Raw genomic sequence first — 13,220 nt, forward strand, 5'->3', positions numbered from 1 at the left:
GGGCCCACTCCTCATGCGTCCCGGCGCGAGGCGAACGACGGTAGCCGGTGCTCCATATCTCAAGTAACCCGTCGGTAAGTTACGTACGGGTAAAGATTGTTGAGGCGTACGGAACCTACGGTCGGTGTGAGGTGGGGGGCTTGTCCTCGGCGGGCAGGGGTGCCTGGGCGGCCCGCGTCACATCCGCCACGAGTTCGACGACATCCGGCCCGTACGCCTGCGAGTTGACCACCTTCAGCAGCAGGACGAAGGAGCCGCCCCCGTGCTTGCGGGCCAACCGCTCGTGGTTGCGGGCGAGATAGCGGGTCGCGGCCTGGTTGGTGATCGCGCGCTGCCCGCAGAACAGGAACACCGGACGGCTCTGCCCGCCGGCCGTGAGCCGGGCCAGCAGGACGTACTCCGTGACACCCGGGTCCATGCGGTAGTGCTCGGCGCCGATCCGGAAGGCGGCCCGGTCCGGCCCCGGTTCGGAGTCGGCGTTCACGTGTACTCCGGGGAGCATCGCGGTCATGTGGGCCTTCATCCGCCGGTTGGAGGCGGGCCCGCCGACGCAGAACTCGGTGCGCTCGCCGAAGCCCTGCTGGGCCATGTCCTGTGTGACCATCCGCAGATGCGCACCGCACTCCTTGATGAGCGCGGACAGTTCCAGCAGCGCGAACACGTCGAAGCGGTGCACCGCCGGCTCCGAGGTGGCCGGGTCGCGGTTGACGACGAGCAGCGACTCCGAGTTCTCCGGCAGTCCGAAGAATGCCTGCTTGCGGCGGAGCCTGCGCCGCCACAGGTAGGTGCGGGCGAGCCAGCCCAGCGAGGCACTGATGCCGGCCGCTATGACGCCCAGGACGATGTTGCGCACGTCGTCATTCATGTGCGCGCATGCTAGTGGGCCAACGGCGAGCGTACGCACCGGTGTTCGACTTACGGTGGAGGGAGGACCGGGCCGGACGCGGTCTGTCGTGGCCCCGGCAATGTGGTTACGCTGCGCGGACGGTCCTGCACTGGAGGTGCGCATGAGACGCCCCGCGTCGCGGAATCTGGCGGTCCTGGCGGTCACGGCCGCGCTGGTGTCGGTGGGGGCGGCGGCCCCGCCCGAGGCCGCACCGGCGGAGAACGCGCCGGCGAAGGTCCCGGTCGCCGTCGGATACGGCGGCGCCGTCGCCAGCGTCGACGTGGACGCCTCCGCCGCCGGCATCGAGGTGCTGCGCGAGGGCGGCAACGCGGTGGACGCCGCCGTCGCCACGGCCGCCGCGCTCGGCGTCACGGAGCCGTACTCCTCCGGCATCGGAGGGGGCGGCTACTTCGTCTACTACGACGCCCGCACCCGCAGCGTGCACACCATCGACGGGCGCGAGACGGCCCCGCTCACCGCCGACTCCGGTCTGTTCCTGGAGAACGGCAAGCCGATCCGCTTCGCCGACGCCGTCACCAGCGGACTGGGCGTGGGCACGCCGGGCACGCCCGCCACCTGGCAGACGGCACTGGACCAGTGGGGGAGCGCCGGGCTGGGCACGGTCCTCGCGCCCGCCGAGCGGCTCGCCCGCGACGGCTTCACCGTCGACGACACCTTCCGCGCGCAGACCGCCTCGAACGAGGCCCGCTTCCGCAACTTCCCCGACACCGCGAAGCTGTTCCTGCCGAACGGGCAGCTCCCCGTCGTCGGCTCCACCTTCAAGAACCCCGACCTGGCCCGCACGTACGCCGAGTTGGGCAGGAAGGGTGTCGGTCTCGTCTACCGGGGCGACCTCGGCAAGGAGGTCGTCGCCACGGTCAACAAGCCGCCGGTCGACCCGTTCTCGGGCTGGAACGCCCGCCCCGGCAAGCTGTCCGAGCGGGACCTCGCGGCCTACCGCGCCCGGCTCCAGGCGCCCACGAAGACGTCGTACCGCGGCCTGAACGTCTACTCGATCGCGCCCTCCTCCTCGGGCGGCACGACGGTCGGCGAGGCGCTCAACATCCTTGGACACACCGACCTTTCGAAGGCGAGCCAGGCGCAGTACCTGCACCACTTCATCGAGGCGAGCCGCATCGCGTTCGCCGACCGCGGGCGCTGGGTCGGCGACCCCGCCTTCGAGGACGTACCGACGCGGCAGCTGCTGTCCCAGAAGTACGCCGACTCGCGCGCCTGCCTCGTCAAGGACGACGCGGTGCTCACCAGCCCGCTGGCGCCGGGCGACCCGCGCCGTCCGGCGGCCTGCTCCACCGGGGGCACGGCGGCGCCGACGACGTACGAGGGCGAGAACACCACGCACCTCACGGTCGCCGACAAGTGGGGCAACGTCGTCTCCTACACGCTCACCATCGAGCAGACCGGAGGCAGCGGAATCACGGTCCCCGGCCGCGGCTTCCTGCTCAACAACGAGCTGACGGACTTCTCCTTCGCCCCGGCCAACCCGGCCGTCCACGACCCGAACCTGCCCGGCCCCGGCAAGCGGCCGCGCTCGTCGATCTCACCCACGATCGTGCTCGACCGGCACAACCGGCCCGTCGTGGCCGTCGGTTCGCCCGGCGGCGCGACCATCATCACCACCGTGCTGCAGACCCTCACCGGGTTCCTCGACCGGCACCTGCCCCTGGTCGACGCGATCGCGGCGCCCCGCGCCAGCCAGCGCAACGCCGCCCGGACCGAACTCGAACCCGGGCTGTACGACAGCGACACGAGAGCCGCGCTGGAGTCCCTCGGGCACTCCTTCTCGCTCAACCCCGAGATCGGCGCGGCGACCGGCGTGCAGCGGCTGCCGGACGGCAGATGGCTGGCGGCCGCCGAGAAGGTACGACGGGGCGGCGGCTCGGCGCAGGTCGTGCACCCGGCGCCGTAACGGACCACCGGCGCCCGTCGATTCGTCGGTTCGTCGGTTCAGGAGGCGGGTGGCGCGCTCGCCCGGCCCGATGCGGCCTGGGCGCGCTGCCCGTCCGCCTCGTCCGGCGTCCGGAACACGAGGTGCCCATCCGCCTCGTCCACCGTCACCGTGCCGCCCTCCGCGACCCGGCCGTCGATCAGCAGCCGCGACAGCCGGTTGTCGACCTCGCGCTGGATCGTGCGGCGCAGCGGCCGGGCACCGTACTCGGGCTGGTGCCCGCGCTCGGCGAGCCAGCCGACGGCCGCGTCCGTGAAGTCGACCGTGACACCCTGGGCGCGCATGAGCTGGCGGGTCGCGTTCAGCAGCAGGTCGGTGATCCGCCGCAGCTGCTCGGGAGTGAGCCGGCGGAAGACGACCGTCTCGTCGATGCGGTTGAGGAACTCGGGCCGGAAGTGCTCGCGCAGCGGCCGCAGGATGCGCTCACGCCGCGCCTCCTCGTCCGCCTCCGCGCCACCGGGCCCGAACCCGATCCCGGAACCGCTGCGGGCGATGGCCTCGGAGCCGAGGTTGCTGGTCATCACGATGACCGTGTTGCTGAAGTCCACCGTGCGGCCCTGCGAGTCGGTCAGCCGACCGTCGTCGAGGACCTGGAGCAGGATGTTGAAGACGTCCGGGTGCGCCTTCTCCACCTCGTCGAGGAGCAGCAGCGAGTAGGGGTTGCGCCGCACCACCTCGGTGAGCTGGCCGGCCTCCTCGTGGCCGACGTATCCGGGCGGGGCGCCGACCAGCCGGGAGACGGTGTGCCGCTCCTGGTACTCGCTCATGTCGAGGCGGACCATCCGGTCCTCGCTGCCGAACAGCGCCTCGGCGAGCGCGCGGGCCAGCTCGGTCTTCCCGACGCCGGTCGGGCCGAGGAACATGAAGCTGCCGATCGGCCGGTCGGGACTGGAGAGCCCGGCCCGCGAACGCAGCACCGCCTCCGCGACCACCTCGACCGCCTCCTCCTGGCCGACGACCCGCTGGTGCAGGTGGTCCTCCAGGCCCAGCAGCCGCTCCTTCTCCTCCTGGGTGAGGCTGCTGACGGGGATGCCGGTCAGCCGGGACACCACCTCGGCGATGGCCTCGGCCGTCACCTCAAGGTTCTGCCCCTCGTCGGCCGCCTCGGTGCCGCTCGTCTCCTCCTCGATGCGCCGCTTCAGCTCGGTGACGCGGTCGCGCAGCTGCGTGGCCTGCTCGTACTGCTCGTCCGCGACCGCCTGGTCCTTGTCCCGGGTCAGCTGCTCCAGCTCGCGCTCCATGGCGCGGACGTCCGTGCCCTTCGTCCGGGCGCCCAGCCGCACCCGCGCGCCCGCCTGGTCGATCAGGTCGATCGCCTTGTCCGGCAGCCGGCGGTCGGGCAGATAGCGGTCCGACAGCTCGACGGCGGCGACCAGGGCCTCGTCGGTGTAGCGGACCTGGTGGTGGGCCTCGTAGCGGTCGCGCAGCCCGCGCAGGATTCCGATCGCGTCCTCGGCCGTCGGCTCGGGCACCGTGATCGGCTGGAAGCGGCGGGCCAGCGCCGCGTCCTTCTCGATCCGGCGGTACTCCTCCAGCGTCGTCGCGCCCACGATGTGCAGCTCGCCGCGGGCCAGGGCGGGCTTGAGGATGTTGCCCGCGTCCATCGAGCCGCCCTCGCCGCCGCCTCCCGCGCCGACGACCGTGTGCAGCTCGTCGATGAAGACGATCAGCTGACCCGGGTACGACCGGATCTCGGTCATGATGTTGTTCAGGCGCTCCTCGAAGTCGCCCCGGAAGCGGGTGCCCGCGACCACACTCGTCAGGTCCAGGGCGACGACCCTGCCGCCGATGAGGATGTCCGGCACGTCCCCGTCGGCGATCTGCTGGGCCAGCCCCTCGACGATCGCGGTCTTGCCCACGCCCGCCTCGCCGATGAGCACGGGGTTGTTCTTGCCGCGCCGGGAGAGCACCTCGATGGTCTGCTCGATCTCCGAGTCCCGTCCGATGACGGGGTCGATCCGCCCCTGCTGGGCCAGCTCGGTCAGATCGCGGCTGTACTTGTCCAGGGTCGGCGTCGGTGACTGCTGCTTGCGCTCGACGCCCACGGACGTACGGGACCGGTCGCCCTCGCGGGACTCGGGCGGCAGGTTGCGGGCCGCGAACCGGACCGCGCCCAGGATGTGTCCGGCGGCCGAGTCCGGGTTCGCGGCCAGCGCGCTGAGCACGTGCTCGGGACCGATGTACCCGGCACCGCTCGTCCGGGCCATCTCGTGCGCGTCGAGCAGCGCGCGCTTGACGGCCGGGGTGAGGTTCAGCGAGGTCGGCGGGGGCACCTCGCCCGGCGGGAACCGGACCGGACCGGAGCGCTGGTCGATCTCGGTGGCGAGGTTGTCCGGGTTCGCGCCCGCGCGGCTGAGGAGCCCGCGGGTGGGCTCGGCCGCGAGGGCCGCGCGCAGGAGGTGCTGCGTGTCCAGGTCCCGGCTGCCGTGCTCGGCGGCGTACTGGGCGGCGCCGCGCACGAGTTCCTTGGCCGGGTTGCTCAGCAGGCGGCCGATGTCGATCGGGCGGTGGCCAGGGTGCGGGCCGGCTCCGCCGAAGTAGCGGGCGAGAAACTCACCGAAGGGGTCCTGGCCGTAGCCTTCCGGCCCCGGCCCCGTGAAGCCGCTGGTCATGGCGTTCCGTTCCGTTGGCCCGTGCGTTGTCGCTCACGCTGGTGTCAGCACCTTTTTCACACCTTGGCATGTTTGGGGGCGGGGGGCATTTTGGGGCCTACGGGGTGGGGGCCTGTTGTCGTACGGCGGCTGCGGGGTGTGTCGGGTTGGGCGCGCAGTTCCCCGTGCCCCTTTAGGTGGGCCGGCGTGCCGTGAGGATCCGGGGGCCGGAGTTGGTGATGGCCACGGTGTGTTCCACGTGGGCCGCTCGGGAGGCGTCGTTGGTGCGGAGGGTCCAGCCGTCGGGGGCCTCGTGGTAGCCGTCCTTGCCGCCGGCGATCAGCATGGGTTCGATGGCCAGGACCATGCCGTGGCGCAGGGGAAGGCCGCGGCCCCGGCGGCCCTCGTTCGGGACCTCGGGGTCCTCGTGCATCCGGCGGCCCACCCCGTGCCCGCCGAAGCCGGCGGGGATGCCGTAACCGGCCCTGCGGCACACCGAGCCGACGGCGTGGGCGATGTCGCCGACGCGGTTGCCGACCACCGCCGCCTCGATCCCCGCCGCCAGCGCCCGCTCGGCGGTCTCGATCAGCGTCACGTCCGCCGGGCGCGGCCTGCCCACGACGAAGCTGATCGCCGAGTCGCCGGCCCAGCCGTCGAGCGTGGCGCCGCAGTCGACGGAGAGCAGGTCGCCGTCGCGCAGGCGGTAGTCGGTCGGGATGCCGTGCACGATCGCGTCGTTGACGGAGGCGCAGATGACGGCCGGGAAGGGTGTCGGCGCGAAGGAGGGGCGGTAGCCGAGGAAGGGAGAGGACGCCCCCGCCTCGCGGAGCACCCCACGCGCCACCTCGTCCAGTTCCAGCAGGGTCACACCGACGTCCGCGGCCTTGCGTACGGCCGTCAGGGCCCGTCCGACGACCTGGCCCGCCGCCTCCATCGCGTCGATCGACGCGTCCGTCTTCAGCTCTACCATGCCAATTACTATACCGGTATTAGAATGGGGGCATGGTGCGCACCCCCCTCACCCCCGAAGAGCACGAGCGCGGCGAACGCCTCGGCCGGCTGCTGCGCGAGGCGCGCGGCAGCCGCAGCATGGCGGACGTGGCGGCCGAGGCGGGCGTCTCCGCCGAGACGCTCCGCAAGATCGAGACCGGCCGGGCGCCGACCCCGGCCTTCTTCACCGTCGTCGCGCTCGGCCGGGCCCTGGGGCTCTCGATGGACGAACTGGCCGAGCGCTGTGCGCTCGTGGAGGTCTGAGGCGTACGTCGCAAACTCCCCGTAGCCACCCCGTGACACAGGTGGTGTTTGTTACGGTCGGGTGCTCCGGCCCGACGGGAGTCGAGTGATGTCTCTGGACCAGCTTCCGCCCCGGATGCGGGAGTTCGCGAACTACCTGGACGGGCTCCTGGCGCGCCTGGACCCGCGGGGCGGCGGCTGGTGCGCGGTGTTCTGGCAGCGCGACCCGGACGGCATGCAGGCCTGTCTCGACGGGCGGGAGGTCCCGCCCTGGGACGTGATGGACGCGCTCCTTCAGGACCTCGCCGCGCTGTACGGCCCCGACACCGCCGGAGCGGAGCGTGAGCGCGCCCGGCTCCTGCACGCGGCCGCGCTGGCCGCGTACGACGCCCAGCCCGGCGCCCGGGCCGCCCTCGGTGAGCACCTCGACGCGATGCTGCGCGAGCAGCGCTACGCCGCCGAGCGCCAGTCGGAACTGGGCCGGGCGCTCACCTCGGCCGCCACCTCGGAGCAGGCCCGCACCCTCCATCTCGACCTGTCCTGGGCCCGCGACGACCACCAGCGGGCGACCGCCCGGTGCCTCGAACTGCGCGAGCGCATCGCCGACTTGGAGCGGCGAGCGGCCGGGTCCTCCGGGGGTGACGCGCGAGCCTCCGTGCCCCCGGCATCCGAGGCCACTTCGCCGGCCAAGCAGCGCAAGCGCCGCCGGGGGAGTGCCCGGTTCGGGGGACTGGCCGAGGACGACACCGCGGCCGGGTCCGGGGACGTACCCCTGAAGTCCGCACCGCAGGGGCCGGCCGACGGGAGTGCCTCGCGCGGGGTCCGGTACGCCGGTGCGGGCGACGGGGGAGAGCCGGCGCCGGCGTCGCGGCCGGACGCCGAGGCGCAGCTCGTGGTGGCCGGCGCCGTCGCGACGCTGCTGCGGCTGCGGGGCGAGGGGCGCAGCGGTGAGGCGCACGCGCTGCTCGCCGAGGCCGCCCACTGGCCCGCCGGGCGGCTTCCGCTGCTCGCCGCCGAGCTGGAGCGGGCCGCGCTCGGCGCCGACTGGTCGACGCTGCTGTGGGAGACCGCCTCGCTGCCCGTCGACGGCCTGGTGGCCGCGGCGGACGCGCTGGTCGAGGCCGGGCGCACAGACGACGGTCAGCAGATCCTGCGGCACGGGGTGGCGCGGCCCGCCGCCGAGATCGGTGAGGCCGTGCTCGGGCTGGAGGCCGAGGGGCGCCGGCGCGAGGTGCGGGTCCTGCTGGACGCGTACGTCCGGGTCCGCACCCCCGAGGACGCGGCCAGCAGCGCGGCCCCCGACCCCGCGTGCCTCGTCCCCCTGCTGCTGGAAGCCGCGCAGGGAGTCTCGGACGAGCGCCGCTGGGACCTCGTGCACGCCCTGCGGGTGGCGGGCTTCGCTGTCTGACGCGTACGCCCGGGCCGTACGCCCGAGGTTCCGGCCCGCAGCGCGGCGGGCACGGACACCTCCCAGCGCACGCCCGCGCTCGACGGCGCCTATGCGGTCCCGGACCCCGCGTGCCTCGTCCCCCTGCTGCTGGAAGCCGCGCAGGGAGTCTCGGACGAGCGCCGCTGGGACCTCGTGCACGCCCTGCGGGCGGGCTTCGCCGCCTGACCGATTTGCGGGGGTGAGTCCCGGCGCGGGGCCCGTGGAGGGGGTGGTTCACTCGATCGAGTGGCTCGGCGTCCTTCCCGGCGGGGATTTTGCCCTCTACGGTCTGCGTACACGCGCGTAGACGCTCTGACGTCCCGTCGAAGGAGCAGCTCATGGCCAATGTCGTACGTGCCGCTCTGGTCCAGGCCACCTGGACCGGCGACACCGAGTCCATGGTGGCGAAACACGAGGAGTACGCCCGCGAGGCGGCCCGCCAGGGCGCGAAGATCATCGGGTTTCAGGAAGTCTTCAACGCACCCTATTTCTGCCAGGTCCAGGAGCCCGAGCACTACCGCTGGGCGGAACCGGTGCCGGACGGCCCGACCGTGCGCCGGATGCAGGAACTCGCCCGTGAGACCGGCATGGTGATCGTCGTCCCGGTCTTCGAGGTCGAGCAGTCCGGCTTCTACTACAACACCGCCGCCGTCATCGACGCCGACGGCACCTATCTCGGCAAGTACCGCAAGCACCACATCCCGCAGGTCAAGGGCTTCTGGGAGAAGTACTACTTCAAGCCGGGCAACGCCGGCTGGCCCGTCTTCGACACCGCGGTCGGCCGGGTGGGCGTCTACATCTGCTACGACCGGCACTTCCCCGAGGGCTGGCGCCAACTGGGCATCAACGGCGCCCAGTTGGTTTTCAATCCGTCGGCCACCTCACGCGGCCTGTCCGCGTACCTGTGGCAGCTGGAGCAGCCCGCGGCCGCCGTCGCCAACGAGTACTTCGTCGCCGCCATCAACCGGGTGGGGCAGGAGGAGTACGGCGACAACGACTTCTACGGCACCAGCTACTTCGTCGACCCGCGCGGCCAGCTGGTCGGCGAGCCCGCCAGCGACAAGACCGAGGAACTCGTCGTCCGCGACCTCGACTTCGACCTGATCGACGAGGTGCGCCAGCAGTGGGCCTTCTACCGGGACCGCCGTCCCGACGCCTACGACGGGCTGGTGCAGCCGTGAACGACCTCTACGACCGCCACCGCGGCGTGCTGCCGGACTGGCTCGCGCTCTACTACGAGGACCCGCTGGAGATCACCCACGGCGAGGGCCGCCACGTCTGGGACGCGCGCGGCAACCGCTACCTCGACTTCTTCGGCGGCATCCTCACCACGATGACCGCGCACGCCCTGCCCGAGGTGACCAAGGCCGTCAGCGAGCAGGCCGGGCGCGTCCTGCACACGTCCACGCTGTACCTCAACCGGCCCATGGTCGAACTGGCCGAGCGCATCGCCCGGTTGAGCGGCATCCCCGACGCCCGCGTCTTCTTCACCACCTCCGGCACCGAGGCCAACGACACCGCCCTGCTGCTCGCGACCACCTACCGGCAGAGCAACACCGTGCTGGCGATGCGCAACAGCTACCACGGCCGCTCCTTCGGCGCTGTCGGCATCACCGGCAACCGCGGCTGGTCCCCGACCTCGCTGTCCCCGCTCCAGACGCTGTACGTGCACGGCGGCGTACGCACCCGCGGACCGTACGCCGAACTGGACGACGCCGACTTCATCGAGGCCTGCGTGGACGACCTCGAGGACCTGCTCGGCCAGACCCGTCCGCCGGCGGCCCTGATCGCCGAACCGGTCCAGGGCGTCGGGGGGTTCACCGCACCGCCCGACGGGCTGTACGCGGCCTTCCGCGAGGTGCTCGCCGACCGCGGCATCCTGTGGATCTCGGACGAGGTGCAGACCGGCTGGGGCCGCACCGGCGACCACTTCTGGGGCTGGCAGGCGCACGGGCGCAGCGGTCCGCCGGACATCCTCACCTTCGCCAAGGGCATCGGCAACGGCATGTCCGTCGGCGGTGTCGTCGCCCGCGCCGACATCATGAACTGCCTGGACGCCAACAGCATCTCGACGTTCGGCGGCACCCAGATCACCATGGCGGCGGGCCTGGCGAACCTGACGTACCTGCTGGAGCACGACCTCCAGGGCAACGCCCGGCGCGTCGGCGGGCTGCTCATCGAGCGGCTGCGGTCGGTCGCCGCGCGGCTGCCCGGCGTACGGGAGGTGCGCGGGCGCGGGTTGATGATCGGCGTCGAGCTGGTGAAGCCCGGCACCGACGAGGCCGACCCGCAGGCGGCAGCCGCCGTGCTGGAGGCGGCCCGCGCGGGCGGGCTGCTCATCGGCAAGGGCGGCGGGCACAACACCAGCGTGCTGCGCATCGCACCGCCCCTGACCCTGACCGTCGCGGAGGCGGAGGAGGGCGCCGCGATCCTCGAACGCGCCCTGCGGAGCGTGCAGTAGCTGAGGCGGACGGCACGGTACGCGTCCCGGCAGCTCCTCAAAGGCCCCTACACCGAAAGGCGTTCGGGTCCGCCGGACGCGTGCCGTGCGCCGACCGCACCCTGACCGGCCCTGACCGTCGTCCCGTAGCAAGGAGAGACAGCATGAGCCGTACCGTCATCCGCGGTGGCCTCGTCATCACCGCGTCCGACGAGATCCACGCCGACGTCCTGATCGAGGACGGCCGGATCGCCGCCCTCGCGGCCTCCGGCACCCCGGCCGCCGAGACCTTCACCGCCGACCGCGTCATCGACGCCACCGGCAAGTACGTCATCCCGGGCGGCGTGGACGCCCACACCCACATGGAGCTGCCGTTCGGCGGCACCTTCGCCTCCGACACCTTCGAGACCGGCACCCGGGCCGCCGCCTGGGGCGGCACGACCACGATCATCGACTTCGCCGTGCAGAACGTCGGCCACACCCTGCGCGAGGGCCTGGACGCCTGGCACGCCAAGGCCGAGGGCAACTGCGCGATCGACTACGGCTTCCACATGATCGTCTCCGACGTGAACGAGGACACGCTCAAGGAGATGGACCTGCTGGTGGAGGAAGGAGTCACCTCCTTCAAGCAGTTCATGGCCTACCCGGGGGTGTTCTACTCCGACGACGGACAGATCCTGCGCGCCATGCAGCGCTCCGCCGAGAACGGCGGCCTGATCATGATGCACGCGGAGAACGGCATCGCGATCGACGTCCTGGTCGAGCAGGCACTCGCGCGCGGCGAGAGGGACCCCCGCTACCACGGCGAGGTCCGCAAGGCCCTGCTGGAGGCCGAGGCCACCCACCGCGCCATCAAGCTCGCCCAGGTCGCCGGCGCCCCGCTCTACGTCGTGCACGTCTCGGCGACGGAGGCGGTCGCGGAGCTGGCCCGCGCGCGCGACGAGGGACACCCCGTCTTCGGCGAGACCTGCCCGCAGTACCTGTTCCTGTCCACCGACAACCTCGCCGAGCCGGACTTCGAGGGCGCCAAGTACGTGTGCAGCACGCCCCTTCGGCCCAAGGAGCACCAGGCGGCGCTGTGGCGGGGCCTGCGCACCAACGACCTCCAGGTCGTCTCCACCGACCACTGCCCCTTCTGCTTCGTGGGCCAGAAGGAGCTCGGCCGCGGCGACTTCTCCAAGATCCCCAACGGGCTGCCGGGCGTCGAGAACCGCATGGACCTGCTCCACCAGGCCGTCGTCGACGGACACATCTCGCGGCGCCGCTGGATCGAGATCGCCTGTGCCTCCCCGGCCCGTATGTTCGGCCTGTACCCGACGAAGGGCACCATCGCCCCGGGCGCCGACGCCGACGTCGTCATCTACGACCCGCACGCCGAGCAGATCATGTCCGCCGAGACCCACCACATGAACGTCGACTACTCGGCGTACGAGGGCAGGCGCACCACCGGCCGCGTCGAGACCGTGCTCTCGCGCGGCGAACCGGTCATCACCGAGCGGGAGTTCACCGGACGCGCCGGACACGGCGTCTACACCCCGCGCTCCACCTGCCAGTACCTGGACTAGTACCTGAACTAGGAGTGGTGCCCATGGACTTCGGACTCGTCCTGCAGACCGACCCGCCCGCCTCCCGCGTCGTCAGCCTGATGCAGCGGGCCGAGTGCAACGGCTTCACCCACGGCTGGACCTTCGACTCCGCCGTGCTGTGGCAGGAGCCGTTCGTCATCTACAGCCAGATCCTCGCCAACACCTCGACCCTCAAGGTCGGGCCCATGGTCACCAACCCGGGCACCCGCACCTGGGAGGTCACCGCCTCCACCTTCGCCACCCTCAACGACATGTTCGGCAACCGCACCGTCTGCGGCATCGGCCGCGGCGACTCCGCGATGCGCGTCGCGGGCCGCAAGCCCAACACCCTGGCCCGGATCAGCGAGGCGATGAAGGTCATCCGGGCGCTCGGCCGCGGCGAGGAGGCCGACCTCGGCGGCACCAAGATCCGGTTCCCCTGGGTCGGGCCGGGCGCCGAACTCCCCGTCTGGATGGCCGCGTACGGCCCCAAGGCCCTGAGGATGACCGGTGAGGAGGCCGACGGGTTCATCCTCCAGCTGGCCGACCCGTACCTCACCGAGTACATGATCAAGGCGGTGCGCGACGCGGCCGTCGCCGCCGGCCGCGACCCCGCCGAGGTGACGATCTGCGTCGCCGCCCCGGCGTACGTCACCGAGGACGACTCGCCCGAGGCGCTCGCCCACGCCCGCGACCAGTGCCGGTGGTTCGGCGGCATGGTCGGCAACCACGTCGCCGACCTGGTCGCCAAGTACGGCGAGCACTCCGCCCAGGTCCCGGGCGAACTCACCGAGTACATCAAGGCCCGCCAGGGCTACGACTACTCGCACCACGGACGCAGCGGCAACCCGGACACCGCGTTCGTGCCCGACGAGATCGTGGACCGCTTCTGCCTCATCGGCCCGCCCGAGCGGCACATCGAGAAGCTGAACGCGCTGCGCGAGCTGGGCGTCGACCAGTTCGCCGTCTACGACATGCACGACGCGCAGGAGGCGACCATCGACGCCTACGGCACGACGGTCATCCCGACGGTCAACGGCTGACCCCGACCTCGTCACCCCCTCGGCTCCACCCGCACGGCCTCTCCCTCCCTTCTCCCCGATTGGCCTG

The 13,220-nt window shown here is 72.1% G+C and carries 10 protein-coding genes; 7 read left to right on the plus strand and 3 right to left on the minus strand.

Translation table 11 applies throughout. The features are described 5' to 3' along the window. Positions 1-115: 115 nt before the first annotated feature. Entirely contained in the window at positions 116-865 is a 750-nt protein-coding gene (locus QFZ74_RS25535; protein WP_307623169.1) for a hypothetical protein, read from the minus strand. 142 nt (positions 866-1,007) lie between these two features. On the opposite strand from QFZ74_RS25535, the gene ggt reads away from it, so the two are divergent. Further along, positions 1,008-2,813 (plus strand): gamma-glutamyltransferase, encoded by a 1,806-nt coding sequence (gene ggt / locus QFZ74_RS25540; RefSeq protein WP_307623170.1) that lies wholly within the window; start codon positions 1,008-1,010, stop codon positions 2,811-2,813. A gap of 38 nt (positions 2,814-2,851) precedes the next feature. Here the strand turns inward: ggt and QFZ74_RS25545 are convergent, their stop codons facing one another. Together QFZ74_RS25545 and map are read right to left on the minus strand one after the other, a co-directional pair. Then, on the minus strand, positions 2,852-5,464 hold the full coding sequence (locus QFZ74_RS25545; RefSeq protein ID WP_307623171.1) for an ATP-dependent Clp protease ATP-binding subunit: 2,613 nt from the start codon (positions 5,462-5,464) through the stop codon (positions 2,852-2,854). Between the two features lie 172 nt (positions 5,465-5,636). After that, positions 5,637-6,413 carry a type I methionyl aminopeptidase gene (map, locus tag QFZ74_RS25550; RefSeq protein WP_307623172.1) on the minus strand — a complete coding sequence of 259 codons (777 nt, stop codon included), beginning with the start codon at positions 6,411-6,413 and terminating at the stop codon, positions 5,637-5,639. A 32-nt stretch (positions 6,414-6,445) separates the two neighbouring features. On the opposite strand from map, the gene QFZ74_RS25555 reads away from it, so the two are divergent. The 6 genes from QFZ74_RS25555 to QFZ74_RS25580 all read left to right on the plus strand — a co-directional run bounded on the left by QFZ74_RS25555 (position 6,446) and on the right by QFZ74_RS25580 (position 13,153). Next, entirely contained in the window at positions 6,446-6,697 is a 252-nt protein-coding gene (locus tag QFZ74_RS25555; protein ID WP_307623173.1) for a helix-turn-helix domain-containing protein, read from the plus strand. 88 nt (positions 6,698-6,785) lie between these two features. Then, positions 6,786-8,084, plus strand: a complete 1,299-nt coding sequence (locus tag QFZ74_RS25560) for a hypothetical protein (RefSeq protein WP_307623174.1) — start codon at positions 6,786-6,788, stop codon at positions 8,082-8,084. Between the two features lie 359 nt (positions 8,085-8,443). Next, positions 8,444-9,286, plus strand: a complete 843-nt coding sequence (locus tag QFZ74_RS25565) for a nitrilase-related carbon-nitrogen hydrolase (protein WP_307623175.1) — start codon at positions 8,444-8,446, stop codon at positions 9,284-9,286. Further along, positions 9,283-10,566 (plus strand): aspartate aminotransferase family protein, encoded by a 1,284-nt coding sequence (locus tag QFZ74_RS25570; protein WP_307623176.1) that lies wholly within the window; start codon positions 9,283-9,285, stop codon positions 10,564-10,566. The genes QFZ74_RS25565 and QFZ74_RS25570 overlap by 4 nt, the downstream gene beginning before the upstream one ends. Before the next feature lie 143 nt (positions 10,567-10,709). Then, the gene (gene hydA / locus QFZ74_RS25575; protein WP_307623178.1) at positions 10,710-12,110 is read left to right on the plus strand and encodes a dihydropyrimidinase; all 1,401 of its coding nucleotides are present in this window, start codon (positions 10,710-10,712) and stop codon (positions 12,108-12,110) included. A 23-nt stretch (positions 12,111-12,133) separates the two neighbouring features. Beyond that, positions 12,134-13,153, plus strand: a complete 1,020-nt coding sequence (locus tag QFZ74_RS25580) for a TIGR03842 family LLM class F420-dependent oxidoreductase (protein WP_307623179.1) — start codon at positions 12,134-12,136, stop codon at positions 13,151-13,153. The last annotated feature ends 67 nt before the right edge of the window (positions 13,154-13,220 follow it).

It is taken from the genome of Streptomyces sp. V3I7, assembly GCF_030817495.1.
Classification (GTDB): domain Bacteria; phylum Actinomycetota; class Actinomycetes; order Streptomycetales; family Streptomycetaceae; genus Streptomyces.